This window comes from Acinetobacter sp. CWB-G5 (genome assembly GCF_019209785.1).
Taxonomy (GTDB): Bacteria; Pseudomonadota; Gammaproteobacteria; order Pseudomonadales; family Moraxellaceae; genus Acinetobacter; species Acinetobacter johnsonii.
In genome coordinates this window covers 20634-47240 of record NZ_JAHUTF010000015.1, presented here as the reverse complement: position 1 = coordinate 47240, position 26607 = coordinate 20634, and the positions used below count along the sequence as shown (strand labels likewise).

Genomic DNA, 26607 nt, shown 5'->3' with positions numbered 1-26607 from the left:
AGTTTAGGAGCATTTTATTCTACGTTTTTTGCGAGGAAATTCAGCAAATATTGCACTTTTCAGCCAGCTTTTTTACAAAATAAAAGCGTTTTTCAAGCCGCAGAATAATTAAACGATTAGATACAAGAATCACTATCTTTTCGCTAAGCGCCTTGCTATGGTTGCTTTCACATCGAATTAATCACGACAACAGCACCAACAATACGTGATGTGTCTATAAAAGCAGTGGAGTGAGGCGGAATGCATCTGCATATTTTGGGTATTTGTGGCACCTTTATGGGGTCTTTAGCGCTTTTAGCACGTGATCTTGGCCACACAGTGACGGGTTCGGATCTAAATGTTTATCCTCCCATGTCCACCCAGCTCGAAAATGCAGGCATTACCTTAATGCAAGGTTATGACCGCAGTCATTTACAACCGCATCCTGATTTAGTCATCGTCGGCAACGCGATGAAACGCGGGATTGATGCAGTTGAATACATGCTCAATGAAGGCTTACCGTATATTTCAGGCCCACAATTTTTGGCCGATCATGTGCTCCAAGGCAAACACGTACTTGGTGTAGCAGGGACCCACGGTAAAACCACCACCACCACTATGTTGGCTTGGGTGTTGGATCAGGCGGGTTTAGAGCCAGGTTTCCTGATTGGCGGTGTACCTTTAGGTTTCTCTGAAAGTGCACGTTTAGGTGGTGGCAAATACTTCTGTGTCGAAGCCGATGAATATGATTCTGCCTTTTTCGACAAACGTTCGAAGTTCGTGCATTACCACCCTAAAACAGCCATTTTAAATAACCTTGAATTTGACCATGCCGATATTTTTGATGATCTAGCAGCGATTCAAAAACAATTTCATCACTTGGTCCGTACCATTCCAAGTGAGGGTCGTATCATTGCTCCAATTACTGAAAGCAATATCGATGAAGTTTTAGAGCAGGGCTGTTGGACACCTGTGGTTCGTACCTCTTTAGAGGCCCACGACAAGTCTGAATTGTATGCCGAACAACTCAGTGCTGATGGTTCACACTTTAAAGTACTCCAACACGGCGTGGTGAAAGGCACGGTGCAATGGAACATGACTGGGCAGCACAGCGTAGCCAATGCTTTGGCGACTATCGCTGCGGCTGAACATGTTGGCGTAAGCATTGAAACAGCGTGCGAAGCACTGTCTAACTTTGGTGGCGTGAAGCGCCGTATGGAGCTTTTAGGCACGGTGCGTGGCGTTGAAGTGTATGATGACTTTGCCCATCACCCAACCGCAATTGATACTACGCTAGAAGGCGCACGTAAGCGTTTAGGCGAACGTAAGTTGTGGGCAATTATTGAGCCTCGTTCAAATACCATGCGCATGGGAAGCCATAAAGATGGACTCGCACACTCTGCACGTTTGGCCGATGAAGTGATTTGGTATCAACCAGAAGGTTTGGACTGGGACTTGCAACCTGTCATTGCCGCTGCACCCAACAAGGCCGTGGTCGTACGTACATTAGATGACATTATCCATACCATCGTCAGTGAAGCAGGCGAGGGCGATGCTGTCGTGATCATGTCCAATGGAGGCTTTGGTGGTTTACACCAAAAATTGATCAGTGCCTTAAACGCAGAATAAGTTGTCCCATTAGAAGAAAAAACCCGCATATGGCGGGTTTTTTTACAAGCGTATCCAATTAAAAACCAGACATCGTACCCGTATATTCAAAGTCTTTTAGTTTTGACCAACCTTGAACCGTGTCTCCCAAGCGTTTACTAAAATACATGATCGAAATCCACTGTTCTTGGCCATCATCATAGGTGCTATAAGCAGTGATATGGTCATTTTTAATCATAAACAGATCTTTGATTTTACAAGCATTGCTCGGTGCTGAATAAAAATATACTCTGGTTGGAGCAATCACTTTCATACCCCAACGTGGAATGATCTGAACTTCTTTTTGTTCTGCCTTTTCCTCAAGTTTTACACAATCTTCAGCATGCAATAAAGGGGCAACTGAACAGAATAGGGCAATAGATAAAAGCGTCTTCATATACTTTAATTTCACCATCATTCAGCGCTGCAAAACACAAAATAGAACTGTAATGGCAGCTATATCGATCTCATTTTAGTTTAACGCTTAGAACCGCGATGAATGCTGTGAACAATTAAGCCGCGACATCTTCAAAACTTTTCTCACGGCGAAACATCACATCGACATAAGAGCAGGTCGGGATAATCTTCAGGTTTTTCTCACGTGAAAAATCAACCAGAGTATCCAACAGCAAACGCGCCACACCTTGACCTCGCAGTGAATCATCGACCCAAGTATGGTTGGCATCAATGGTTGTGTCATCCCGCCAAATATAGCTAATTTCAGCAATGCGCTGACCTTCTGCATTATTTAAAAAAAACTCACCTTTTTGATCACGATCTACATGTTGAAATTGCATAGCACACTCGTTGAATGGATTGATTTATCGTTCTCTATCTTAGTGGAATAAAACATCATGAATAGATGGATCTTTGTCGAATACCGATTTGGAAAAGGGACATAAGGGTAAAATTTTCACGCTCTTATCACGGGCAAAGTTAACCAAAACATCCAATAACTGACGCCCCACATGTTGCCCACGGAGCAACTCACTGACCCAAGTGTGATCAATGATAAACTTATCATCCCCAGCCCAACTATAAGTCATTTCCGCCACACGCTCGTTTTCTTGCTCAACAAAAACTTCGCCTTTACTACCTGTTTCTTGATGTTGAATTTTCATTATTATTCCTCTTTGGTTTACTGTTTTTTTTAGCTTGCCACAAATTGAAGCAAAATTTTGTCTCATTTATATTTCATCTACAATTTTCTTTAATATTTGCTCAAACCATAAAAATATGCGATGCTTAGCTCACTTTTGGATCAAATCCAAAACCAAATTTATGTTGAACAAGGGGAGTAGCCTCCTCCAAACGTGAAAAATCAATGCCATGCATAACTTTCACGTGTCAGATTATCGTCATTACACTTTGCAAAAAGTCGGTATCTGAGCATTTTAGCGCACAAAATACATACGCTAAAATGTAGGCAAGACCTTGATCATGTTGTCACAGATGTTTTATTTCATCTGGCAGCAGGTCAAGGTTTTTTTGTGGCCGATTGCTGGATGTGGAGGATTTCATGGAATCTATCGGCAATTTATGGCTATACCTTGCTTTTTTCGGCATTGTTACCGTGATGCTACTGATCGACTTTTTAGGCTTTAAACAAAAAGAAGGCCAAGAAGTTAAAATCAAAACAGCCGCGTTATGGAGTATTGCGTGGGTTTCCGTCGCATCACTCTTTGGTGCAGGTCTCTGGCTGTATTTACAACAAACTGCAGGTGTCACTGTGGCCAACACCAAGGTCATGGAGTATTTCGCAGGTTATTTACTTGAAAAATCTTTAGCCGTCGACAACGTCTTTGTCTGGCTGATGATCTTTGCTGCTTTTGCCATTCCACCTGCACTACAACGCAAATTACTGCTGTATGGTGTATTGGGCGCAATTATTCTACGTACCATCTTTATTTTTATTGGCGCGTGGTTCGTACAAGAGTTCTCATGGATTCTGTATATCTTCGGTGCGTTCTTGGTGTATACGGGTTTCAAATTCTTCAAAGGGCAAAACGAAGAAGAAACCAATATCGAAGACATGGCGATCTTAAAATGGTTGCGTAAACATATGCGGATTACCCCGCAAATGCATGGCAATAAGTTCTTTGTCCGTCAAAACGGGATGTTGTGGGCAACGCCGCTGTTCTTGGTGTTAATTTTAGTTGAAGCGTCGGATGTAATTTTCGCGGTGGATTCCATTCCTGCAATTTTCGCGGTGACTTCTGATCCGTTTATTGTGTTGACTGCAAACTTAATGGCAATTTTGGGTCTACGTGCGATGTTCTTCTTGTTGTCTGGTGCAGCAACCAAGATGCATTACCTCCCGTATGGTTTAGGTATTATCTTGGTATTCATCGGCTTTAAGATGCTCATGCTGGATGTGTTCCACATGCCAATTTGGATTTCACTGGGCTTTATTGTGTTGGTGCTGACCATTACTGCGATCTTGTCGATTCGATACAGTAAGAAACATCATCAAACCACTCTCTAATGTTTTAAAAAGCCTTCCTCTGTGAAGGCTTTTTTCTGATCAAATTTTAGTATGCACAAGACTTAATCCTATGATTTTCTGTGCAAATGCACTGTACTTTATGCAAACAGCTCCCTATGATAAGCGGGCTTAAAACCCTTGGTTTTACCTGTAAAAATAAAAGAACCTGAAGGTTGCTCATCCATGCGTACCAAAAAATTAACTCTTGTTGTAGTGCCCGTTTTACTCACGGCATGTAGCGGTTCTAAAACCCTACAACAGGATGTTTACAATAACCAATACAACTGCTACCAAGACTGGCATTTTGAACTGTGCGAACCTGCTAACGAAAATAGTGAATCGAGCTATAGTGGCTCTACTGGGGTTTATATCGGCCCACAATATTATAAAAACAACCGTAAAGTCCGTTACATGGGCCAAGTCTTGAAAGCTCGCGGACGTCATTCAACGGGCGCACCCAGAATCTCGACTCATGTTTTTAGCCATGCCAAATCCCAGCCCATTCGCGGAGGCTTCGGCCGTGGCGGGGGCTCATTCGGAGGTTAATACATGAAACGAGTTCTACTGCCTGAGCGTGCAAACTGGCAACAGGCGCATCAAGAGATTGGTTTTGACTACTACAACTTGCCGTCGCGGGATGGTTCAATGTATTGGTCAGAAGGGGTAGCCTATGAGTTTAGCCTCAAGCAAATTGAACAGCTAGAAGATGCCTCGAACGAATTACACCAAATGTGCCTTGAAGTGGCAGGGGATATGATTCAACGCGGTCATTATCCCGAATATTTTCAACTCCCCCCAGCAGCGATTCCTCTGATTGAGCACTCATGGAAAAACCAAGCGCCGATGCTGTATGGCCGTTTCGATTTTGCCTATGATGGTCAAGCCATCAAAATGCTGGAATACAATGCCGATACGCCAACGGGTTTACTCGAAGCCTCAGTTGCACAGTGGCATTGGATTGAACAAGTCGAAAACATTGCAAACCGTGATCAATTCAACAGTATTCATGAAAAGCTAATTGAGCGCTGGAAACAGCTCTATCCTGCGCGAAGCCGTATCCATTTCGCAGCCTGCCAAGAAGCAGGCCGTGAAGATTGGGGCAATTTAGAATACCTCATGGATACTGCTTTTCAGGCAGGCTTAAATGTCAGCGAACTGTCGATGGAAAACATCGGTTGGAATGGCACAGCCTTTGTCGATTTGCATCAGCAAGAGATTCAGCATTTATTTAAGCTGTATCCGTGGGAATGGATTTGGGAAGAAAATTTTTCACAGTTTCTCAAACCTGAAACCGAATGGATTGAACCATGTTGGAAAATGCTGCTCTCCAATAAAGCCCTGTTGATCGAGCTATGGAAACGCTTTCCGAATCATCCATTATTGTTAGAAACCCATGCTTATGATGCGCACGCCCACTATGCAGGGAAATGGGTGCGTAAGCCAATCTTAGCGCGCGAAGGCGCAAATATTCATATCTTACAAAACAATGTCGATTGCGGCGCAGCCTCAGGTAGTTTTTACTTCGATGACTACGACAAATATGGTTATGTCATGCAGCGCTGGGTAAAAACTCCGTTGCATGAAGGCATGCTGCCCACCTTGGGACTTTGGATGGTCGGAGATGAATGTGCGGGGATGTCACTGCGTGAAGATGTGTTTGATGTGATTGGCAATGATGCGCATTTTGCTGCGCATTATTTTGTGGGATAAAGAGGCGCTCTAAATCACCTATTTAAAATAGATGTCCAAAGATTAAGCGGGTCTGTTCAGGCGTTTTAGTAGGAGCACCATCACTTTTAGGTTATTCACGGCGGAGTCTTATCTTTTTTAAGTTCGATACTGGGAGCTCAATTATTCTTTTGTTTCACCAAATGAGAAGCGAAGCTTCGTAAGGAAAGCATTTGTCCTCCGCAAAACCTATTCACTTTCTATAATTAAAAAATTTGTGTTGCAAAAATAATCTACTCCAAACACTACGCAGGTTGCGGGTGACGCTTCCATGTATCAAATAAAGTTTAAATTGAAAAAAAAATGCCTGTCAACTCTAAAACTGACAGGCATACATTCGAAAACAATATTTTTTTCAAGCTTAAATGGTATGCGCTTTAACCCGCTTCATATAAGACACTAAACGCGTGAAAAACAAGATTTGCAGGAAGATGGTAAATAGCGAAATAGTCCACTCATACCAATTATCAAACGCCGTGCCTTCTAGATTAAAAGCAAAATAAAGGCCTAATAACACTGCACCAAAGACAACACCAGCCACAGTGGTTTGTACCAAAATGGGAAAAGACAACGCTGTGATTCGACCTAAGAAATGCTCACCCTCATCGCCACCATTGGCTTTGTAAGCGCTTTGAATCCCGATAAACATAATCAATAAAGTCAGAAGTCCCTCAACACCAATCACACGGACATCACCATAGGGCGAATACATCCCGTAGTAATACACCACTGAAACCAGCAAGGCGGTGACTAAGTAATAATTTTTATAATGCTTTTTATCGAGGGTGTTGCTAGATAATTCATGTGCTAATGCTTTGGTATTCCAAAAATACATGCCGGTCATTGTCTCTTATTTTATCAATGCCGACACTGTACTGACTCAGCATTTAAAGATAAAGACTTTCTCAACAAAATTTTGCGAATAGATTGAATCATTTAAGCTCAAAGCTTGTGCTTATGGATTGCATAAAAAAATCATGATCTTATCGATGGCATGGATACATGTTTGGCCTTAAAACAGTTCAATTTTTTAGAAAATACTGCTCCAGTCTTCCATTTAAAATCTAGCGTTCACAACACACATAAAAACTTCAGTAAATAGCCGTGAAAAAAATCCAGTTTACGGTACAATCAATCGAAAAAAAGTCAAAACGCAGGTTTAAAATGTCTTCTGTAGTTGCAACGACGGCGGTTCGCGGTCGCTTCCTAGATATTCAGAATACGGTTGCCCAAGCGCGTGAAATTCACGACCAAGTGCGTTACGTAGAAGATGGTTTACTGATTAGCCAAAATGGCAAAATCCAATGGTTTGGATCTTGGCAGGAGGGGCAACAGCACCTTCCTGTTGGCGTCGAGGTTCAGCACTATCCTGAACAATTGATTGTGCCCGGTTTTATCGACACCCACATTCATTTTCCACAAACAGAAATGGTGGGGGCCTATGGTGAACAGCTACTCGAATGGCTCAATACCTATACCTTCCCAACCGAATTACAATTTTCCGATAAAGCCTATGCCGACCAGATTGCCCAATTCTTTGTGCAAGAACTGCTGAAAAATGGTACCACCACAGCCTTAGTCTTCTGTACCGTGCATACCGAATCGGTAGATGCACTATTTGAAGCGGCAGGGCAGCACCAGATGCGTCTGATCGCAGGTAAAGTCATGATGGATCGTCATGCACCTGAAGATCTGTGCGACACACCTGACAGTGCTTATGCCGACTCTAAAGCACTGATTGAAAAATGGCATGGCAAAGGCCGTAACCTGTATGCGATTACGCCACGTTTTGCCCCAACCTCGACACCAGAGCAATTGGCTAAAGCAGGGCAGCTCAAAGCTGAATATCCAGATGTGTATGTGCATACTCACTTAAGTGAAAATAAAAATGAAATCGCTTGGGTAAAAGACTTATTCCCTGAACAGCAAGGTTATCTCGATGTCTATCATCACTTTGGTTTAACCGGTTCACATTCGGTCTTTGCCCACTGCGTACACTTAGAAGAAGCTGAGTGGGACTGCATGCATCAGACTGACTCTGCCATTGCTTTCTGTCCGACCTCCAACCTATTTTTAGGCAGTGGTTTATTTCCATTGAAAAAGACTTGGGACAAGCAGGTAAAAGTTGGGCTGGGTACAGACATTGGTGCGGGGACCTCTTTTAACCAACTACAAACCCTCAATGAAGCCTATAAAGTGCAGCAGCTTCAGGGCGATAAACTGTCTGCGTTTGAATCGTTCTATCACGCTACGCTGGGCGGTGCCAAAGCTCTGAGCTTGGATGATAAACTCGGTAACTTTAATTTGGGCAAAGAAGCCGACTTTGTGGTGCTCGATCTCAAAGCAACTGCGTTGCAAGCATTACGTCAGCAACGTGCAAAAGGGATTGAAGACGCGTTATTTGCCCTAATGACCATGGGTGATGACCGTAATATTCATGCGACTTATATTTTTGGTCAGAAAGCCTATGTGCAAAACTAAGTAGCAAATAGCGAAAATTTAAGCAGCTAATCGAGTTTTGAAACAACTTTGATTTTCTCCTCTAAGCCAAGCTGCATCCCGCCTGCAATGAAATGATTACATTTTCAGCGGGCAAAAGGGGGTGCATCTCGTTTAGAGATATATTAAAATTAATGCATATATAGAGGTGTTGCAGGTCAACGCCTTTTTTATTTTTGATTTTTTTTAATTTTTAGGTATCTACCCATGACCGTTCAAATGAGCGTAATGATTTCTACTGAAGAGATTCAAGCGAAAGTAAAAGAGCTTGGTGCACAAATCGATGCGCATTATGCAAACAGTGATAAGGAACTTGTACTGATTGGTTTATTACGCGGTTCAGTCATTTTCATGGCAGACTTATGTCGTACCATTTCAAAACCCCATGAACTCGATTTCATGACGGTTTCAAGCTACGGTGGCGGTACGGTATCTTCACGTGATGTAAAAATTTTAAAAGATTTAGACGGCGAAATCCGTGGTAAAGATGTCTTGGTCATTGAAGACATCATCGACTCAGGCAACACCTTGAGCAAAGTACTCGAAATTTTAGAAACACGCTCGCCCAACTCAATTGAACTTTGCACCTTAGTCAGCAAACCTTCACGCCGTGAAATTGAACTCGATGTGAAGTTTTTAGGCTTTAATGTCGAAGATCGATTCATTGTGGGTTATGGCTTAGACTACAACCAAAAGTACCGTCATTTGCCATTTATTGGGGAAATTGGTCTTTAAGAGCAATCGACAAAAGAGTGGCCGAAGGCCACTTTTTTTATTTTTACTGTTAGCTAAGTACATAAAACATACAGTTTTTAGCAGATTCGCTCTACTGCACAGTCGCATTATGCCCGATGATATTTTTGCACATGATGTAAAAACAAAGACATGATAAAAAAGGAGCTGGCTCATGTGGTCACTTATTGTTGCAATCGTGATTGGTTTTATTGCAGGTCTCATCGCACGTGCTATCCATCCTGGCGATGACAAAGCGGGATTTATTGTCACCACTTTACTGGGGATTGCAGGTTCTCTCGTAGCCACTTATGGTGGTCGTTTACTTGGTCTCTATAGTGAAGGCTCTGCCGCAGGCTTTATTGCGTCAGTTATTGGGGCTATTGTTATTCTATTCATTTACAACATGGTCACCAAAAAAACCTAAACTCAGTCATTAAAAAAAGCACCGTTTCAGGTGCTTTTTATCTGTATCTTTGAACTCTTATAAGCCCAGTTCACGCCACATATTTTCAATAGTGGTTGAAGGCACAGCACCATTCACTTTAAAGCCATTTGAGAAAATAACCACGGGCGTCCCTTGTAAACCCAGACTACGACCGAGTTCAATGTTGCGCTCAATTGGATTGGCACACGGTTTTTTCGACGTTGGCTGAATCCCTTTCGCAATCAAATTTTTCCATGCGAGGGCAGGGTCTGCTTCACAAAACACTTGTTTCGACGGTGCAATCGATTGCGCCTTAATGGCATAAATAAATGTATAGATGGTCACATCATTTAGTTTATTCAGTTCAGCCTCTAACTGCTTACAGTAAGGGCAGTTTGGGTCTGAAAAAACCGCCAATTGGCGTTTGCCGTTGCCTTTAACGCTTTTAATGGCATCTTTTAGCGGCAGCTTGTTCCAATCAAGCGAATTCTGTTGCACATATAAGGCAGCACTTAAATTTTTCTGATCTTTTAAGCGTACCATCGAACCGGCAATCACATGCTCAGCCGCTTCGCCTAAATACACAATTTCGCCATCTAAAGATCCGCTATAAATGCCCGACATTTCTGTTTTTTGAATATTTTGAACATGAATATTTGGGTAATTCTTTTTTAAGTTGGCTTGAACACTTTCTACGCTGGCCATACTCATGCTTGCAATTGCACTTGTAAGTAGTGCCAAACCCAGTTTTTTTATCATCACTTTTTGCTCTTTCAATCGGAGAACCACGGCGCTAGTGTAGAGCGTATTATTCAAGCATTGAATCATTTTTTCCTTGGCTTTACCGAAACCCAACACGCCTTGCTTATGAACTGGCCAAAGTTTCACGTGGAACAGTTAGAGCCTTGCTATTAATTTCCACCGAGACATGAACAATTTCCTCATGAATCGAGAGCATTGCCCGCACGCGATCCGCAGTTAAGTCTACCGTCGTTTCTAAAGCCAAAATGCAGGAAAACTTACCTTTGCCTACTTTCCACACATGTAAATCAGTCAAGGTCGTATGCGGTAGTTCTGCCAACACTTCGCGAATTTCATCCACCACATGATGATCCATTTCAGCATCTAACAAGGTTTTTCCCGTTTCTTGCATTAAGCTCAATGCCCATTTGGCTACCAGTATTGATCCTACGATTCCAAGGGCAGCATCGAGAAAATCCCAACCCAAATATTTACCAAAAATCAGTGCGATAATCGCGAAAATAGAAGTCACTGCATCTGCCACCACATGCATAAATGCAGCTTTCTGATTTAAATCATGATGATGGCTATGTACTTCTGATGCATGATCATGATGGTGATGGTGATGGTGATGGTGATGGTGATGGTGATGGTGATGGTGATGGTGATGGTGACCATCATGCAGCAACCATGCACAGATTAAATTCACCAATAAGCCTAAAATCGCAATTGGAATCGCTTCGTTATAATGAATTTGTACAGGCGAGAATAGACGCTGAATCGAGTGAAAAGCCATAAAACCTGCTACTACCATCAGCAAAATAGCACTGCTGTAACCTGCAAGAATTTCAATTTTCCATGTGCCGAAACTAAAGCGCTGATCATGGGCATAATGCCGTGCAGCACGATAAGCAAAATAAGCCAAACCCAGTGCCAACATATGCGAACTCATATGCCAACCATCCGCCAGCAAAGCCATTGATTGGAAAATCCATCCACCAATCACTTCTAATAACATCATGACTGCCGTTAAAATGGTCGCCATTAAAATCCGTTTTTGTGCCAGTGGATTACCGTCATCAAAATGATGCGTATGCTGACGTGATGGGGTATTTTGCATTTAAAATCATTCACCAATATACTCCCTCTTAGTATATTTATTTTTGGAGCAATGTGTTGAGTCATTTGCATGAAGATAAAAAAATTTTAAACCGTGTGAAACGCTTACAAGGACAGGTCAACGCCGTTGAACTCTCGATCACACATCCCGATGCCAGTTGTATCGACGTTTTACAACAAGTCGCTGCTATTAAAGGCGCGGTCAATGGGCTGATGAATGAACTGGTTGAAGCACACTTACGCCATCATGTATTAGCACAAGCTGAACAGGTTAATGAAGAGGAGTTGGCTGAGTTCTTAAAACTGCTGAAACGCTATGGCTAAGTTTTATTGCGTTCTTTTTCAAGTTTTTAGTTGACCATTTTTTCCACAAACCGATACACTGTTGCTCTCTATCCTTTTTCTCTTGGGCATCAAAATATTCTTGTTTTGACCGAGAGAGCCGCATGGCATTTGCATGACAACAAGCACTTCTTGGCGTCCATTTTGTATGGTCAGCCTCGCCTTAATGATGGGAACCATGGGGACTGCCTTAGCCAGTCCACTTTACCCGCTGTATCAAGCCTTATGGCATCTGGTGCCGAGTCAGATCACCTATATTTTTGTGGCTTATATGTTTGGTTGTCTCGCTACTTTACTGTTTCTCGGCCGGACCAGTAATAGCATTGGCTATTTACGAACCTTACAAGTAGGGTTGATGTTTATTAGCATCGGGTTGGTGATTTCCGCTTATGCTTCTGATGCTCTCATTTTATCTTTGGGGCGTTTTATTATTGGTATTGCATCTGGTTTGATGACCACTTCTGCCTTACTGGGACTGATGTATACCGTGCCCAAAAGCCATCAACAGATTGCACCACAACTCAGTTCGATTATTACCGCAGTAGGCTTTGGCTTAGGCCCGCTGATTGGTGGCCTGATAGCTCAATTTTCAGAATATCCGTTGGTCAGTCCTTATCTACCCGTTATTCTTGGCGCTGTACTGTGTTTCTTTGGTTTATTTTGGGTTCAATCTCCCACGTTTACCTCACAGCCCTTTAGTATCGCCCCAAAGCTACTCCGTCCAGAAGTGCAATATCATCAGTTGTTTTTGATCGTTGGATTTACCGCATTTAGTGCCTTTGCCGCGTTTAGCTTGTTTGCATCCTTATCTCCTTCATTTGTGCGGGATATTTTGCCGTGGCACGGCCCCCTCATCAGCGGTTCTGCTATTACCAGTATTCTAATTGTCTCTGCCGTGGTGCAGTATTTTGCCAGAAGTATTCCTGCTTATAAGTGCCTCAACTATGGCTTAATCACCTTGATTGCAAGCTTAGGCATTTTGGTGCTGTGTATGCTATTTCAACTGAGTGCATTTTTCTTTATCAGTGATTTTCTCGTTGGTGTCGGACATGGCCTGACCTTGATTGGTTCCTTTGGTCTCATTCATGCCATGACCAGCTTAGAGAATCGTGCTGCAGTAATGTCGACTTATCTTTTTATTGGTTATTTGGGTACGATTGTACCCATTGTAGCTGTGGGTTATTTGGCAGATCACTTTGGATTAAGCTTCGGGGTCATTAGCTTTTGCATTGCCATCGCTTTATTGTGTTTTTATCTGTGGTTTGCGCATAAAAGCAGTATACGTCTGGCTTCGGCATAGGAAGAGTGAAGCTAAAATCATTTGGATTTAGATCGTTCTTCAGATGCCATTTTTCAGTCGATCCTTGCTATAACTTAGGTTCTTTTCTTATTGGCATGGGCTAAGTCCGTATGTTCATTTAAATACTGACTTAAATGTTCTAAAAAATAGGACACTCTTGGTGAGTGCTCGAGCCGATCCATATAAATCGCATAGATATCGGCAGGAGGCGTCTCATAGTCCTGTAAAACTTGGACTAAACGACCACTTTTTAAATACTTGGCCACGTCCCATTCAGCGCGCATTAAAATACCATGGCCATCGAGTGCCCAGCCAATGGTGACTTGGCCATCATTGCTACTCAATTTTCCATGCACTTTAACTGTCTCTTCCTTATCCCCTTGAGTTAAACGCCAGTTCGCATATGCCGCATCATTTTGTCTTAACACAATGCATTGGTGCAAGGTCAGTTCGCGTGGCGTAAGTGGTGCCCCAGCGTGCGCCAAATAACGCGGAGAAGCACATAGAAGCCGTCGATTGGCCGCAATTTTTTTCGCAATTAGTCGTGAGTCTGGTACCTGCCCAAAGTGAATCGAGACATCAATCGCATCATTCGGCAGATGAATCGGACGATCGGTCAGATGTAACTGGACTTCAATATCTGGAAATTTTCGCGCAAAGTCTGAAATCGCAGGAGCAATGTAGGTTCGACCAAAACCAAACGGGGCATTGACCCGCAGCAAACCCTTAGGTGTGGTGCGACTGCGCGCTACTTGCTGTTCCATTTCTTCAATTTCTTTCAAGATTCGCGAAGCATTCTCAAAATAAATTTCGCCTTCATTGGTCAAACTGATGCGTCTGGTGGTCCGATTCAACAACCGAACCCCTAAACGCTCTTCCATTTGTGTCAGACGTCGTGATACCGCAGGGGGCGTTAAATTCAGCTCACGCGCTGTTGCAACCAGACTGCCCTGTTTTATTAGTAAACAAAAAAATGCTAATTCGGTATCTGAGCTCATGATTATTCAGTTTTTTGCAAGAGTGATTTAACTTTATATCGATTCATCGGTTTTGCAAAGTCTCTAATATCCCTATCACGTTACCCCCCAAACAACATATCTCACCCAAGCAAGGAAACTTAAGTGAGTCATAAAGTCCACCGTGTAAGGACAACGGTGCACAAACGGGGAGCTGTTTCGCCAAACTCGATTGCGGTGTGACTTCGACCCAATCGGGAGGTAATCGCTACTGATATGGAGATAAGCCATGGACATGGATATCGAGAAACGGACGCTACGCAAAATCACTTGGCGTATTGTGCCGTTTATCATGATTTTATATTTAATTGCCTATATTGATCGGGTCAATATTGGTTTTGCTGCCATTACCATGAAAGAAGATTTGGGCTTTACCGCTTCGATTCTCGGTTTTGGTGCAGGAATTTTCTTTTTGGGCTATTTCCTCTTTGAAGTTCCCTCCAACATTATTTTGCACAAAGTTGGCGCTCGCATTTGGATTGCACGGGTCATGGTGACTTGGGGCATTATTGCTGGCGGGATGGCCTTTGTCGAAAGCTCAACCAGCTTTTATGTTATGCGATTTTTACTCGGTGTCGCCGAAGCAGGCTTTTTCCCCGGCATTATTTTGTATTTAAGCTACTGGTTCCCTGCACGAAACCGAGCAGGGGTAATTGCCTTATTTATGGCTGCCGCCCCTATAGCCACAGCGATTGGTTCTCCTATTTCAGCAGCATTACTGGAAATGCACGGCATCATGGGCTTAGCAGGTTGGCAATGGATGTTCCTGATTGAAGCCATTCCTGCGGTGATCCTAGGCGTCGTAGTGTTTTTCTACATGACAGATCGACCTGAAAAAGCCGCATGGTTAAAACCCGATGAGCGTGAATGGTTGGTTAAAACCATGCAAGCAGAAGATGCCAATAAAGGAGGGCAACAGCATCACAGTATTTTACGCGGACTCGCCAATCCACGTGTGCTTGCTCTGGCACTCATTTATTTCGGTACCTCAGCGGGGCTGTATACCCTTGGCATTTGGGCGCCTCAAATCATTAAAGAACTGGGTGTCAGCTCAATGACCGTCGGTCTATTGAACGCCATTCCTCCTATTATCTCTGTGGTTGCCATGATTCTGTGGTCACGCCACTCCGACAAAACCAATGAACGCACATGGCATGTGGCTTTGGCTTGTTTAACCGCAGCTGTGGGGCTCGCGATTGCAGCCAGTACTGGCAGTATGTTTGGCCTGATTGCAGCATTAACCATTGTCAACGTCGGCATCAGTTGCTCTAAACCACCACTGTGGAGCATGCCAACCATGTTTTTATCGGGTGCCGCAGCAGCGACAGGCATCGCAACCATTAACTCGATTGGGAACTTAGGTGGCTTTGCGGGTCCAGCCATGATCGGTTGGGTTAAAGACCAAACTGGAAGCTTTGCAGGCGGTTTGTATTTCGTCGCAGGTCTGCTGATTTTATCTACCGTCCTGACCCTCGTTTTAAGTTTTACTCAGAAAAACAAAGCCAATTCGGCTGAATTGAGTAATTCATGATCTTCATTTTTACCTTATTCGATATTCGAGCGAATTGAACGCTTAACAAGGAGCCTCCCATGGACAAAGAACTTGCCGTACAGTCCCTCACGGACACCATGGCCAAATTTACAGCCTATATTGGCAAACGTTTACCCAAAGATGTCAAAAGCAAACTGATTGAGCTGAAAACATTGGAAACCAACCCATTGGCCAAATCAATTTATGATTCAATGGATGAAAACCAAGAAGCAGCAGATCGACTAAACCGTCCCAGCTGCCAAGACACCGGCGTGATTCAATATTTTGTTGAAGCGGGTGCGCATTTCCCACTGTTGGGCGAATTGCAGGAAATTTTACGTGAAGCGACCGAAGAGGCGACCCGTACAGGCCCCTTGCGCCACAATGCAGTTGAAACCTTTGATGAGAAAAACACGGGCACCAATACGGGCACTCAAATTCCGTGGCTAGACTGGCGCATCGTCCCGGAACAGGATACCTGTACCATCGATGTCTATATGGCAGGCGGCGGGTGTACCTTGCCAGGTGCAGCTAAAGTTTTGATGCCAGGTCAAGGCTATGAAGGTGTAGCTGAGTTCGTGATGGATGTGATTACCGAGCGTGGTGTGAATGCTTGCCCGCCGTTACTGGTCGGTGTCGGGGTGTCCACTTCAGTTGAAACCGCTGCACGCTTGTCCAAACTGGCCATTATGCGCCCTGTAGACTCAAGAAGTGATAACCCCCGTGCTGCGCTGATGGAAGACTTGCTGGAACAAGGCTTGAATGAAATTGGCATTGGCCCACAGGGCTTAACAGGCAATAACAGCGTCATGGGCGTCAATATTGAGTCTTCGGCTCGTCACCCATCCACCATTGGCGTGGCAGTCAACACTGGTTGCTGGGCACACCGCCGTGGCAAAATTAAAATTAACCCTGATATGTCTTACGAAATTCTGTCACATGAAGGAGTTGTGCTATGAAAAAAGTACTGACCACCCCATTACGTGATGAAGACTTAGCCGATCTTAAAATTGGTGACGTGGTATATCTAACTGGACGTTTAGTTACTTGTCGTGATGTGGCACATCGCCGCTTAATTGAACAAGGTCGACAACTTCCCGTGAATTTAGAAGGCGGTGCGATTTTCCATGCCGGCCCCATCGTGCGTAAAAAGGATGATGGCGGTTTTGAAATGGTCTCCATTGGGCCCACCACCAGTATGCGTATGGAAAAATTTGAACGCGAATTTATCAAACAAACTGGGGTGAAACTGATTGTGGGTAAAGGTGGCATGGGCCCTGAGACTGTCGCAGGCTGTCAGGAGCACAAAGCAGTCCATGCGATTTTCCCTGGAGGATGTGCGGTACTGGCAGCCACTCAAGTCGAGGAAATTGAAGGCGCTGAATGGCAAGACCTCGGGATGCCTGAAACCTTATGGATTAACCGCGTCAAGGTATTTGGCCCGCTGATCATCTCGATTGATACCCATGGCAATAATCTTATTCAGCAAAATAAAACCCAGTTCCAAGCCAAAAAGAAACCAGTGCTGGACCGGATTAGTAAAGAACTGAGTTTTATTAAATAGTGCTTTACAGACAGCACCTCAAACGATCCTGTTTGGTGTTGTCTATCTCTCTTTATTTTAACTCTAAGCCTGCATTTGGTCAGACACATCACAGCCAAATCAGGCATTTCTCTTCACTTGTGTCCCTATTCACCACAACGTCTCGACGTTTAATCCATACTTCTTTCAGCAGAATACGGACATTGCAATCGATGTAACGAGATCAAGCTCATGATGGATCATGTAACCATAAAAAAACCGCTCTATATTCCCTATGCAGCTCATTCACTTTTAGAACTGCCGTTGTTGAATAAAGGAGCTGCATTTTCAATACAAGAACGCAATACCTTCAATTTACACGGCCTAATTCCACACGTGATCGAAACCATTGAGGAACAAAGTCGCCGCTCCTATCAGCAGTATTTATCGTTTAATGATGACATCAACAAACATATCTATTTACGCAATATCCAAGATACCAACGAAACTCTGTTTTACCATCTGCTCAAACATCACTTAAGTGAAATGATGCCGATCATTTACACCCCAACTGTGGGTGAGGCCTGCCAACGTTTTTCCGATATTTATCGCCGACATCGTGGCATTTTTATTTCCTACCCAGATCGCGCGCATATTGATGAAATTCTACACAACGTGAACCGCAAAAATGTCAAAGTTATCGTGATGACCGATGGAGAGCGGATCTTAGGTCTTGGGGATCAAGGCATTGGCGGCATGGGGATTCCCATTGGTAAACTGTCGCTTTATACCGCCTGTGGAGGCATCAGTCCAGCCTATACTTTGCCTATTACGCTGGATGTTGGGACCAATAACCAACAGTTACGCAACGATCCGCTGTATTTGGGTTGGAACCACCCCCGTATTAGTGGCAATGAATACAATCAATTTATCGATGATGTGATTCGTGCCATTCAACGACGCTGGCCGAAAGCCCTGATTCAGTTTGAAGATTTTGCTCAACAAAATGCCATGCCTTTACTAACTACCTACCGTGAACAAATCTGTTGTTTTAATGATGATATTCAAGGTACGGCGGCTGTGGCGTTAGCTAGCCTGATTGCAGCATCTCATGTGGTGAAAAAGCAGGTAAAAGATCAAACGATTGTTATTTTAGGTGCAGGTTCAGCAGGCTGTGGTATTGCGGAACAAATTATTGCACAAATGAAAATTGAAGGGCTCAGCGACCTTGCTGCACGCTCACGTCTTTATTTGGTGGATCGCTTTGGTTTAATGACTGAACAGCAGCCCAACTTACTCGATTTTCAAAGGAAGTTGGCTCAGCCTTTGCGTGCCATTGAGACATGGGCAAATGTAGCGCCAGAGATTTCTCTGCTCGAAGTCATTCAACATGCCAAACCCACAGTATTAATCGGAGTTTCAGGACAAACTGGCTTATTTAGTGAAGAGATTATTCGCACACTGGCTGAAAACTGTGAGCGCCCGATCGTCTTTCCCTTGTCCAATCCCACCTCTCAGGTCGAAGCGCTCCCCGCAGATATTATTCAATGGACAGAGGGTAAAGCCTTAATCGCAACAGGCAGTCCATTTGCACCAGTACATCATCAAGGCCATATTTACCCCATTGCTCAGTGCAATAATGCTTATATTTTTCCTGGGGTTGGTCTAGGTGTCATTGCCGCAGGTGCGCAAAGCGTGACCGACCGAATGCTAATGGCCGCGAGTAATGCACTAGCCAGCTGTTCACCCATGCTGAAAAACCCAGACCATGATTTACTGCCAAGTATTGACGCCATTCAGGACATCTCTAAAATTATCGCCTTGCAAGTGGGTCTTGCCGCGATACGGGAGGGGGTTGCCCCACTGATGGATCAAGCGAGCTTGCAAAAAGCCATTGAGGCGCACATTTGGAAACCCGAATATCGAGATTACCGACGAATTACCTTTTGATTGGCTTCTTACAGCATAGGAGTCTCATAAATTTTTGTGCCAAAGAGAAGCTCAATAGCAGCACTAGCCATCCTATGTATAAAAAAGCACCCAGCCTTTAAAACTGAGTGCTTTTTATATCCATCTACCTAAATAGGCACGATGCTAAATGTCGGCATTATTTTCCAATACAGAACGATCCAAAAATTTTCCCAAGCAAATCATCCGCACTAAAATCCCCTGTAATTTCGCCGAGAGCATTTTGCGCCAAACGTAGCGACTCTGCGACCAACTCACCTGCGTTATACACCACCAATTGTTCACGAGCTTCAGCAAGGTAAAGCTGAGTGCGTTTCATTGCGTCTAAATGGCGTGTACGTGCAATAAAGGTATCTTCTTCAGGCTGGAAGCCTGCATGCGCTGTAATCGCTTCTATGAGCGCTTGAACGCCAGTTTCTTGCTTTGCCGAAACCATAATATGACGGAAGCCGTTAAAGTCTTCGATATGCGATGTCGTTTCCATCAAATCACACTTATTGCCTATCAGCATTAAACGTTTCGGTTCAATATGCTCAGCAAAATATTCTTGTGCCAGTTTGAGTGGGTCTTCGCCTTGGCTTAAGTCATAAACCAAAAGTAACAGATCAGCTTGCTCAATTTCTTTAATGGCACGACGTATCCCTTCTTTTTCTACAATATCACCAGTTTCACGTAAACCCGCGGTATCGGTTAAGGTAATGGGTAAGCCATTGAGGGTAATTTTTTCATGCAAGACATCCCGCGTCGTACCTGCAATATCCGTCACAATAGCGCGTTCAATGCCTGCTAATGCATTGAGCAGTGATGACTTACCCGCATTCGGTTTTCCTGCAATTACCACTTGTAAACCTTCACGCAGCAACTGTCCTTGACGAGCCGATTGTTGCACTTGGTTCACAGCAGCCGTAACGCCATCTAAAAGATTTAAAATTTTCCCGTCCGCGAGAAAATCAATTTCTTCTTCAGGAAAATCAATCGCAGCTTCCACATGCAAACGTAGATGAATCAATTGCTCCAACACGCTATTTACTTTAGTTGAAAATGCGCCTTGTAATGAACGTACCGCAGAACGTGCAGCGGCTTGAGACGTCGCATCAATCAAATCGGCGATCGCTTCAGCCTGTACCAAATCCAGCTTGCCATTTTCAAAAGCACGCATGGAAAACTCACCGGCTTTTGCTGCAATCGCTCCGAGCTCCAATAAACGCCCCAGTAAAGCATTTTGAATAACAGGGCCACCATGACCTTGCAACTCAACCACATCTTCACCAGTAAACGAGTTCGGGTTTGGAAAACAAATCGCTAAGCCCTCATCCATCACTTCGCCAGATGCATCATAAAACTGACGAAAACCTGCAAAACGCGCTTTAGGTAAATCTTTTTGAGTCAAGGCCTGTGCAATCTCATAAGACTTGGGACCAGATAGGCGAATGACCCCCACACCACCACGCCCAGGTGGTGTTGCAATGGCAGCAATCGTGGTTCGGTTGTACATAACATTCACCTAAAAAATCTTAAAAGTCACACAATGAAAAATCCGCCTAAGATTACCATCTTAAGCGGATTTATTCAGCTTTTCGCGAAAAGTTACCTCGATTAACTCGACGCACTTTCCTTATTCAAACGGTCTTTTTCAACAGATTTGTTGATCAAGGTCTGCTGAATAATCGTGATACTGTTGTTGACAATCCAGTACAACACGAGACCCGCAGGGAAGAACAACATAAAGACTGTGAAAACAATCGGCATGATTTTGAAAACTTTCGCTTGCATTGGATCAGCCGGTTGTGGATTTAAAGACTGCTGAATGAACATCGTTGCGCCCATTAACAGCGGTAAAATAAACCACGGATCCATCGCTGACAAATCTTGAATCCAAAGTAACCATGGCGCATGACGAAGCTCAACAGACTCCATCAACACCCAGTACAACGCAAGGAAGATTGGCATTTGTAATAACAATGGCAAACAACCCGCAAGCGGATTGACTTGTTCACGTTTATACAGTGCCATCATTTCTTGAGAGAAGCGCATGCGGTCTTCACCGAACTCTTCTTTCATACGCTGCATTTCAGGTGCAATGACACGCATTTTCGCCATTGAACGATAACTCTTAGACGACAATGGCCAAAGAATCAGTTTCACCAAGACCGTTAACAAAATAATTGCCCAGCCCCAGTTACCCACTAAACCGTGGAAGAACTCAAGCCCCAAGAACAATAATTTCGCAATTGGCCATAACCAACCATAGTCAACAGTTTGGTTTAAACCAGTTGCCAGCTCTTTTAACTCAGATTGAACTTTAGGACCTGAATAGAAGGTCGCGTCAATCTCAGCCACTGTACCAGCAGGCACAGTAATCGTCGGCGAAGTAAAACCAATGATATTCATATCATCCGTTGACTTACGCGACTCTAATTTCGCGACATAAGGTTGACCATTGGCTTGCGTCAATTTTAAGTCACCAGGAATCCAAGCACTCACAAAGTAATGCTGAACCATAGCAACCCAGCCGCCTTTTGCTTCAACATTCAATTTTTCTTCATTAAAGTTAGCAAATTTAAGCTTGTTATAATGTTCTTCAGGCGAACCCCAAGCACCACCTAAGAAAGTGCCCAGCGTGAAAATACCTTGATCTGATTTGCCTGGATCATCAGAGTTGTCACGCTTGAGTTGACCAAACATTTGACCCTGCCAGTTTTGACCACTGCGGTTCACCACTTTATGGTTCACAACAACAGGATATTCACCTTGCTTAAAGGTAAAGGTTTTAATGATTTCCACACCATCAGCTGTTTTCAGTACCATCGGTACGGTTAACACTTTGATGCTTTTTCCATCTTCAGTTTGAATCGCTTTGGCATCATTCAATGTATAAGCAGATTTTTCAATCTCATACATTGGACGACCGCTACGGTTACTGTCTGGACCATTAAGACCAATTAAACCAGACTGCGCCACATAAGTACGTTTTGCATCACTTTCAAGCATGACAAATGCTTCGTTACTGTCTTTGCTCTTGTCATGGTTTAACAATTCAATACGAACAATATCACCACCTTTAGGATTAATCCAAAGATGATAAAGGTCAGTCTGTACTGAAATAAGCTGTTGATTTACAGATGCTTTTGCTTCTGTAGCTGGTTGCTGAGTCGCGATATTTGCTTGTGGCATATCAGACGCTGCTGAAGCCGTTTGAGCATTTGGCAAATCTGCAGATACTTCATGTGAAACTGCTGCAGCCTGTTGTGGCTGTGGCTGAGTTTCAGCATGTCCATAATCTTTTTGCCAAGCCAAAATGAGCAAATAAGCGACAACAAACATGGCCCCGAGAATGGCAAACCTGGCCCATTGTTGCATATCGATTACCCCAAGTGGTTAGAGTGATTTTGGTTCAAGAAACAATCACGAAAGGGTACAGCAACCAGATGCTTTTGAGAATCTATTTGCTGAAAAGAGATAAAACGAATCCTTTTGTTTGGAACAGGGTCATACCCCGATCCACCCCAAGGATGACAACGGCAAATACGTTTAGTAGCCAACCACACACCACGCACAGCACCATGTGTATGGACTGCTTCCAATGAATATTGAGAACATGTAGGGATATAACGACAACGCGGCCCAAGTAAAGGACTAATCGCAATTTGATAAAATCGAATTAACCAATGCAGTAAGCGTACCATTGGCCATCTCTACTTTTGCAGGGAGGGAGCTATTTTTTGATGCTTTTTGGCAAGACGTTGTAATTTTTGCCAAGCAAATTGTAATTGCTGGTGCAACTCTGCATTAGGCACTGTTTCTATCCCCATTTTAGGCATAACCACAATATCTAAAGTTAATTGCTGTTGATGCAAGCGAAAACTTTCGCGAGCCAAACGTTTTACTCTATTTCTTTCGTGTGCACGACGCACTTTCTTTTTAGCAACAACAATGCCCAAACGACTTTGAGGTTGTTCGGTCAGTTTTGCTAGAAATAAGAAATGGGGCTGATGCACTTTAAAAAGCGCACCATCGAAGACACTTTTATAATCGGCAGCACAGCGAATACGAACCTCTGTGCTGAAGCCATAAAGTGTAGTCATAACACCCAAAATCGTTTAAGCGTTAACTATTAATTAAACAGTTAAGCTGTGACGACCTTTTGCACGACGACGAGCTAATACTTGGCGACCAGCTTTAGTAGCCATACGAGCACGGAAACCATGAACGCGCTTACGCTTTAATTCAGATGGTTGGAATGTACGTTTCATATCGAAACTCCAAAAATGATCATTCAATGAAGGTTCGCGATTTTAGTGTTCATTGCTTGAGCTGTCAATGGAAAACCGATTTTCTTGTGAAATTAAGCCTTTTTATTTGTAACAGCAGCTTGAGCTTGCTCTTTTCTCGATAACGTTTGAACAACTGCACTTTTTTCTTATACACAATCTAGATTATTGTTTATTAAAGTGATATAAGTTACTAACAAGATTACCCACATAATTATCCACAAGTCTTTAAATTCACTTACTGTACATGTTTTTAAATTTAAATTCATTTTGGATCTCCAGTTATCCCCAGAAAACAGGTCTCTTATAAATAAATTCAAATTTATAAATTTAAATTTATTACTATTAGGGTGGTCTTTTTCTGTGGAAATGACACTTTTTTAATTATAAAACAATAAAATATGATGTGGATAAGATTGTTTTTATAAAACTAATAGTTTGTGGATAACTTTGTGTTATATTCTATCCACAGTTTGCGGGTAACCTTATCCACACCAGTATTTGAATTTAAATTTATTTTCATAAGCAGGCTTTTTGAGCAATATTTGCAGAATTTTCCATGACAGATGTGGATAACTTAGTTAGAATGGCGACCCGCTTCGGTGGGTACTTGGTGTTTTTATTAATTATCGATGGAATGAATAGGGGTTTCACATGCTTTGGACGGACTGCTTAACTCGCTTGCGACAAGAGCTCTCTGGGAATGTCTTTACAATGTGGATACGCCCTTTAGTTGCAGAAGAGTTAAATGACACATTACGTCTTTATGCTCCAAATCCCTATTGGACACGTTACATTCAAGAACATCACCTAGAGCTGATTACAATTTTAGTGGAGCAGCTCTCTGAAGGGCGTGTACGTAAAGTTGAAATTTTAGTCGATTCACGTCCAGGTGCAATTTTATCTGCGAGTGAGCAACCTGCAACGACGACGGCAGCTTTAGAGTCTGCTCCAGCACCTGTTGTACGTCCGAAAAAAGAAAAAGAAGAAGGTAATTCTAAAAACAACCGTAAACGTCAGTTAAATCCCTTATTTTCCTTCTCACTTTTTGTGGAAGGTCGTTCAAACCAAATGGCTGCTGAAACATGTCGTAAGGTTTTAACCCAGTTAGGTGCTTCTCAGCACAATCCCTTATTTTTATATGGCCCCACTGGTTTAGGTAAAACACACTTAATGCAAGCAGTGGGCAATGCCTTGTTGCAAGCCAAACCGAATGCACGTGTCATGTATATGACGGCAGAGAGCTTTGTTCAAGATTTTGTTAGTTCTTTACAACAAGGCAAAGTGGAAGAATTTAAGAAAAATTGCCGATCTTTAGATCTATTGTTGGTCGATGATATTCATTTGCTGGCGGGTAAAGAGGCGAGTTTAGTTGAGTTTTTCTATACTTTTAACGCACTTTTAGACGAATCTAAGCAAATTATTCTGACTTCAGATCGCTATCCAAAAGAATTAACGGAATTGGATCCACGTTTGGTTTCACGTTTCTCTTGGGGCTTGTCGGTTGGGGTTGAGCCACCTGATATTGAAACCCGTATTGAAATTTTGCTGAAAAAAGCAGAAAGCAATGATGTGGAATTACCGAGAAACTGTGCGTTATTTATTGCGCAACAAGTGGTTGCAAACGTACGTGAATTGGAAGGTGCACTGAATAAAGTGGTGGCCATTTCACGTTTTAAGGGTACAGCTATTGATTTGGATGTTGTGCGTGAGTCATTAAAAGACGTCTTGGCCATTCGTGCGCGAACCATCAGTACTGAAAATATTCAACGTGTGGTGAGCGAGTACTTTAGAATTCCACTCAAAGAGTTGGTTGGGCCTAAACGTACCCGTATTTATGCTCGTCCGCGCCAATTGGCAATGGGTTTGGCACGTGAGCTAACGGGAGATAGTTTCCCTGAAATTGGTATGGCTTTTGGCGGCCGAGATCACAGTACCGTCATGCATGCTTGTGAAAAAGTTTTAAGTCTGCGCGATGAAGATCCGATCTTCAATGAGGACTATAAAAACTTGCAACGTTTGCTGCAAAGTTAAGCAAAATTGCTCAAATTCTATTCTTGCAATGCGGCATGTTCTGCCGCATAGTACACTGCTAAAAACACATTTATTTATTATTTTATCTTCAGTTTTTCGAGGAATGTATCGTGCGTTTAAAAATCGCGAAAGAAAGCTTACTTAATGTTCTATCACATGTCGTAGGAGCGGTTGAACGTCGCCATACTTTAAATATTCTCTCAAATGTTAAAGTACAAGTAAGCCAATCGTCGTTGACGATCACAGGTTCAGACTTAGAAGTAGAATTGGTTGCAAGTACCCCTCTTGCAGAAGGGGCGTGTTTACAAGCGGGTGAAACCACGGTTCCTGCACGTAAGTTGATGGATATTTGTAAATCTTTACCGACTGCTGCACTGATAGACTTACAAATTACTGAAGATCAACGTTGTATTTTAAAGTCTGGTAATAGCCGTTTTGTGTTGGGGACTTTACCGGCTGAAGATTACCCGTTATTGACCACAGAGAACACGCAAGGCACGCAAGTTGCGGTGACACAGCGTGAATTAAAGCGCCTATTTGAAAAAACTGCATTTGCTATGGCTGTGCAGGATGTGCGTTTTTATCTCACGGGAACCTTGCTTGAAATTGATAATAATCAACTGCGTGCAGTGACCACAGACGGCCACCGCTTAGCTCTGTGTGAAACTGTTGCTAGCTCAAATGCCACTCAATTGATTCAAGCGATTGTTCCACGTAAAGCGGTGGGTGAACTACAGCGTTTATTGAGCATTGAAGATGAACAATTGGCGTTGTTGATTGGTCGTGAACTATTGAATGTGACCATTTCTATTGCCAGCCGTGACAAAGAACAAGGGGATACAACGGTTCGTTTCACCACTAAACTGATTGACGGTAAATTCCCTGATTATCGTCGTGTGATTCCACGTGGTGGGGATAAAAATGTGTTAATTGCACATGATGTCTTTAAGCAATCTTTACAACGTGTTTCGATTTTAAGTAATGAAAAACTACGTGGTGTGTTCTTAAACTTTGCCGCAGATACTTTGCAGCTGCGTGCCAATAACCCTGAGCAAGACGAAGCCGTAGAGGATTTGGCAATTCAATATAATAATGCGCCAATGGAAATGTCTTTTAATGCCCAATACATCTTGGAAGTTTTAGGTGCATTGGATGGTGATGATGTGTCAATGACGATGACCGAAGCAAATCAATCGGTTCTAGTGCAAGATCCAGCTCATCAAGATCAGACCTATGTGGTCATGCCAATGCGTGTTTAAGCCCTAG

27 protein-coding genes are annotated in these 26607 nt (G+C 43.2%); 15 read left to right on the top strand and 12 right to left on the bottom strand.

Features of this window, described 5'->3' with window-relative positions; genetic code table 11:
• The first annotated feature begins 240 nt into the window (after positions 1-240).
• Positions 241-1608 (top strand): UDP-N-acetylmuramate:L-alanyl-gamma-D-glutamyl-meso-diaminopimelate ligase, encoded by a 1368-nt coding sequence (gene mpl, locus KVY11_RS15610; RefSeq protein WP_218289457.1) that lies wholly within the window; start codon positions 241-243, stop codon positions 1606-1608.
• A 58-nt stretch (positions 1609-1666) separates the two neighbouring features.
• On the opposite strand, the gene KVY11_RS15605 is transcribed toward mpl, so the two are convergent.
• From KVY11_RS15605 to KVY11_RS15595, 3 genes are all read right to left on the bottom strand, one after another.
• Positions 1667-2044: a hypothetical protein gene (locus tag KVY11_RS15605; protein ID WP_218289456.1), complete on the bottom strand. Its 378-nt coding sequence runs from the start codon at positions 2042-2044 to the stop codon at positions 1667-1669.
• Between the two features lie 94 nt (positions 2045-2138).
• Positions 2139-2423, bottom strand: coding sequence for a GNAT family N-acetyltransferase (locus KVY11_RS15600; RefSeq protein WP_058870643.1), 285 nt, complete (start codon positions 2421-2423; stop codon positions 2139-2141).
• A gap of 39 nt (positions 2424-2462) precedes the next feature.
• Positions 2463-2747 (bottom strand): GNAT family N-acetyltransferase, encoded by a 285-nt coding sequence (locus tag KVY11_RS15595; RefSeq protein ID WP_087015032.1) that lies wholly within the window; start codon positions 2745-2747, stop codon positions 2463-2465.
• Positions 2748-3145: 398 nt separating this feature from the next.
• Between KVY11_RS15595 and KVY11_RS15590 the strand changes: the two genes are divergently transcribed.
• The 3 genes from KVY11_RS15590 to KVY11_RS15580 all read left to right on the top strand — a co-directional run bounded on the left by KVY11_RS15590 (position 3146) and on the right by KVY11_RS15580 (position 5821).
• Entirely contained in the window at positions 3146-4111 is a 966-nt protein-coding gene (locus tag KVY11_RS15590) for a TerC family protein (protein ID WP_218289455.1), read from the top strand.
• 183 nt (positions 4112-4294) lie between these two features.
• Complete coding sequence (locus tag KVY11_RS15585; RefSeq protein WP_168159917.1) at positions 4295-4657, top strand: hypothetical protein; 363 nt, start codon at positions 4295-4297, stop codon at positions 4655-4657.
• A gap of 3 nt (positions 4658-4660) precedes the next feature.
• Entirely contained in the window at positions 4661-5821 is a 1161-nt protein-coding gene (locus KVY11_RS15580; RefSeq protein WP_218289454.1) for a glutathionylspermidine synthase family protein, read from the top strand.
• A gap of 379 nt (positions 5822-6200) precedes the next feature.
• Here the strand turns inward: KVY11_RS15580 and KVY11_RS15575 are convergent, their stop codons facing one another.
• Positions 6201-6674 carry a hypothetical protein gene (locus tag KVY11_RS15575; RefSeq protein ID WP_159151802.1) on the bottom strand — a complete coding sequence of 158 codons (474 nt, stop codon included), beginning with the start codon at positions 6672-6674 and terminating at the stop codon, positions 6201-6203.
• Positions 6675-7003: 329 nt separating this feature from the next.
• Between KVY11_RS15575 and guaD the strand changes: the two genes are divergently transcribed.
• From guaD to KVY11_RS15560, 3 genes are all read left to right on the top strand, one after another.
• Positions 7004-8320: a guanine deaminase gene (gene guaD, locus KVY11_RS15570; protein WP_218289453.1), complete on the top strand. Its 1317-nt coding sequence runs from the start codon at positions 7004-7006 to the stop codon at positions 8318-8320.
• Between the two features lie 225 nt (positions 8321-8545).
• Positions 8546-9073 carry a hypoxanthine phosphoribosyltransferase gene (gene hpt, locus KVY11_RS15565; protein WP_005401780.1) on the top strand — a complete coding sequence of 176 codons (528 nt, stop codon included), beginning with the start codon at positions 8546-8548 and terminating at the stop codon, positions 9071-9073.
• A 172-nt stretch (positions 9074-9245) separates the two neighbouring features.
• Complete coding sequence (locus tag KVY11_RS15560) at positions 9246-9497, top strand: GlsB/YeaQ/YmgE family stress response membrane protein (RefSeq protein WP_004977734.1); 252 nt, start codon at positions 9246-9248, stop codon at positions 9495-9497.
• A gap of 57 nt (positions 9498-9554) precedes the next feature.
• Here KVY11_RS15560 and KVY11_RS15555 read toward each other — a convergent pair whose 3' ends face one another.
• Positions 9555-10256, bottom strand: a complete 702-nt coding sequence (locus KVY11_RS15555; protein WP_159127933.1) for a DsbC family protein — start codon at positions 10254-10256, stop codon at positions 9555-9557.
• A 106-nt stretch (positions 10257-10362) separates the two neighbouring features.
• Complete coding sequence (dmeF, locus tag KVY11_RS15550) at positions 10363-11358, bottom strand: CDF family Co(II)/Ni(II) efflux transporter DmeF (RefSeq protein WP_218289452.1); 996 nt, start codon at positions 11356-11358, stop codon at positions 10363-10365.
• 56 nt (positions 11359-11414) lie between these two features.
• Here dmeF and KVY11_RS15545 point away from each other — a divergent pair, with 56 nt between their 5' ends.
• On the top strand, positions 11415-11681 hold the full coding sequence (locus KVY11_RS15545; RefSeq protein WP_004697473.1) for a metal/formaldehyde-sensitive transcriptional repressor: 267 nt from the start codon (positions 11415-11417) through the stop codon (positions 11679-11681).
• Positions 11682-11847: 166 nt separating this feature from the next.
• Positions 11848-12999, top strand: a complete 1152-nt coding sequence (locus KVY11_RS15540) for an MFS transporter (RefSeq protein ID WP_218289462.1) — start codon at positions 11848-11850, stop codon at positions 12997-12999.
• Positions 13000-13073: 74 nt separating this feature from the next.
• On the opposite strand, the gene KVY11_RS15535 is transcribed toward KVY11_RS15540, so the two are convergent.
• Positions 13074-13997, bottom strand: coding sequence for a LysR substrate-binding domain-containing protein (locus KVY11_RS15535; RefSeq protein ID WP_159126916.1), 924 nt, complete (start codon positions 13995-13997; stop codon positions 13074-13076).
• A gap of 247 nt (positions 13998-14244) precedes the next feature.
• Here KVY11_RS15535 and KVY11_RS15530 point away from each other — a divergent pair, with 247 nt between their 5' ends.
• The 4 genes from KVY11_RS15530 to KVY11_RS15515 all read left to right on the top strand — a co-directional run bounded on the left by KVY11_RS15530 (position 14245) and on the right by KVY11_RS15515 (position 19018).
• Positions 14245-15546: an MFS transporter gene (locus KVY11_RS15530; RefSeq protein WP_094148879.1), complete on the top strand. Its 1302-nt coding sequence runs from the start codon at positions 14245-14247 to the stop codon at positions 15544-15546.
• A gap of 59 nt (positions 15547-15605) precedes the next feature.
• Positions 15606-16505: a L(+)-tartrate dehydratase subunit alpha gene (gene ttdA, locus KVY11_RS15525; protein WP_062031161.1), complete on the top strand. Its 900-nt coding sequence runs from the start codon at positions 15606-15608 to the stop codon at positions 16503-16505.
• On the top strand, positions 16502-17110 hold the full coding sequence (gene ttdB, locus KVY11_RS15520; protein WP_062031160.1) for a L(+)-tartrate dehydratase subunit beta: 609 nt from the start codon (positions 16502-16504) through the stop codon (positions 17108-17110). Before ttdA ends, ttdB begins: the two co-directional genes overlap by 4 nt.
• Positions 17111-17320: 210 nt before the next feature.
• Entirely contained in the window at positions 17321-19018 is a 1698-nt protein-coding gene (locus tag KVY11_RS15515) for an NAD-dependent malic enzyme (RefSeq protein WP_371315998.1), read from the top strand.
• A gap of 157 nt (positions 19019-19175) precedes the next feature.
• Here KVY11_RS15515 and mnmE read toward each other — a convergent pair whose 3' ends face one another.
• The 5 genes from mnmE to rpmH form a co-directional block, all read right to left on the bottom strand.
• Positions 19176-20531, bottom strand: a complete 1356-nt coding sequence (gene mnmE / locus KVY11_RS15510) for a tRNA uridine-5-carboxymethylaminomethyl(34) synthesis GTPase MnmE (protein ID WP_159126914.1) — start codon at positions 20529-20531, stop codon at positions 19176-19178.
• Between the two features lie 101 nt (positions 20532-20632).
• On the bottom strand, positions 20633-22396 hold the full coding sequence (yidC, locus tag KVY11_RS15505; RefSeq protein WP_218289451.1) for a membrane protein insertase YidC: 1764 nt from the start codon (positions 22394-22396) through the stop codon (positions 20633-20635).
• Between the two features lie 5 nt (positions 22397-22401).
• On the bottom strand, positions 22402-22722 hold the full coding sequence (yidD, locus tag KVY11_RS15500) for a membrane protein insertion efficiency factor YidD (protein WP_004977726.1): 321 nt from the start codon (positions 22720-22722) through the stop codon (positions 22402-22404).
• A gap of 9 nt (positions 22723-22731) precedes the next feature.
• Entirely contained in the window at positions 22732-23121 is a 390-nt protein-coding gene (gene rnpA, locus KVY11_RS15495) for a ribonuclease P protein component (protein WP_039890852.1), read from the bottom strand.
• A gap of 33 nt (positions 23122-23154) precedes the next feature.
• The gene (gene rpmH, locus KVY11_RS15490) at positions 23155-23289 is read right to left on the bottom strand and encodes a 50S ribosomal protein L34 (RefSeq protein ID WP_000831329.1); all 135 of its coding nucleotides are present in this window, start codon (positions 23287-23289) and stop codon (positions 23155-23157) included.
• Between the two features lie 672 nt (positions 23290-23961).
• Between rpmH and dnaA the strand changes: the two genes are divergently transcribed.
• Positions 23962-25341, top strand: coding sequence for a chromosomal replication initiator protein DnaA (gene dnaA / locus KVY11_RS15485; RefSeq protein WP_168159895.1), 1380 nt, complete (start codon positions 23962-23964; stop codon positions 25339-25341).
• A 110-nt stretch (positions 25342-25451) separates the two neighbouring features.
• Positions 25452-26600, top strand: a complete 1149-nt coding sequence (gene dnaN / locus KVY11_RS15480) for a DNA polymerase III subunit beta (protein ID WP_218289450.1) — start codon at positions 25452-25454, stop codon at positions 26598-26600.
• The last annotated feature ends 7 nt before the right edge of the window (positions 26601-26607 follow it).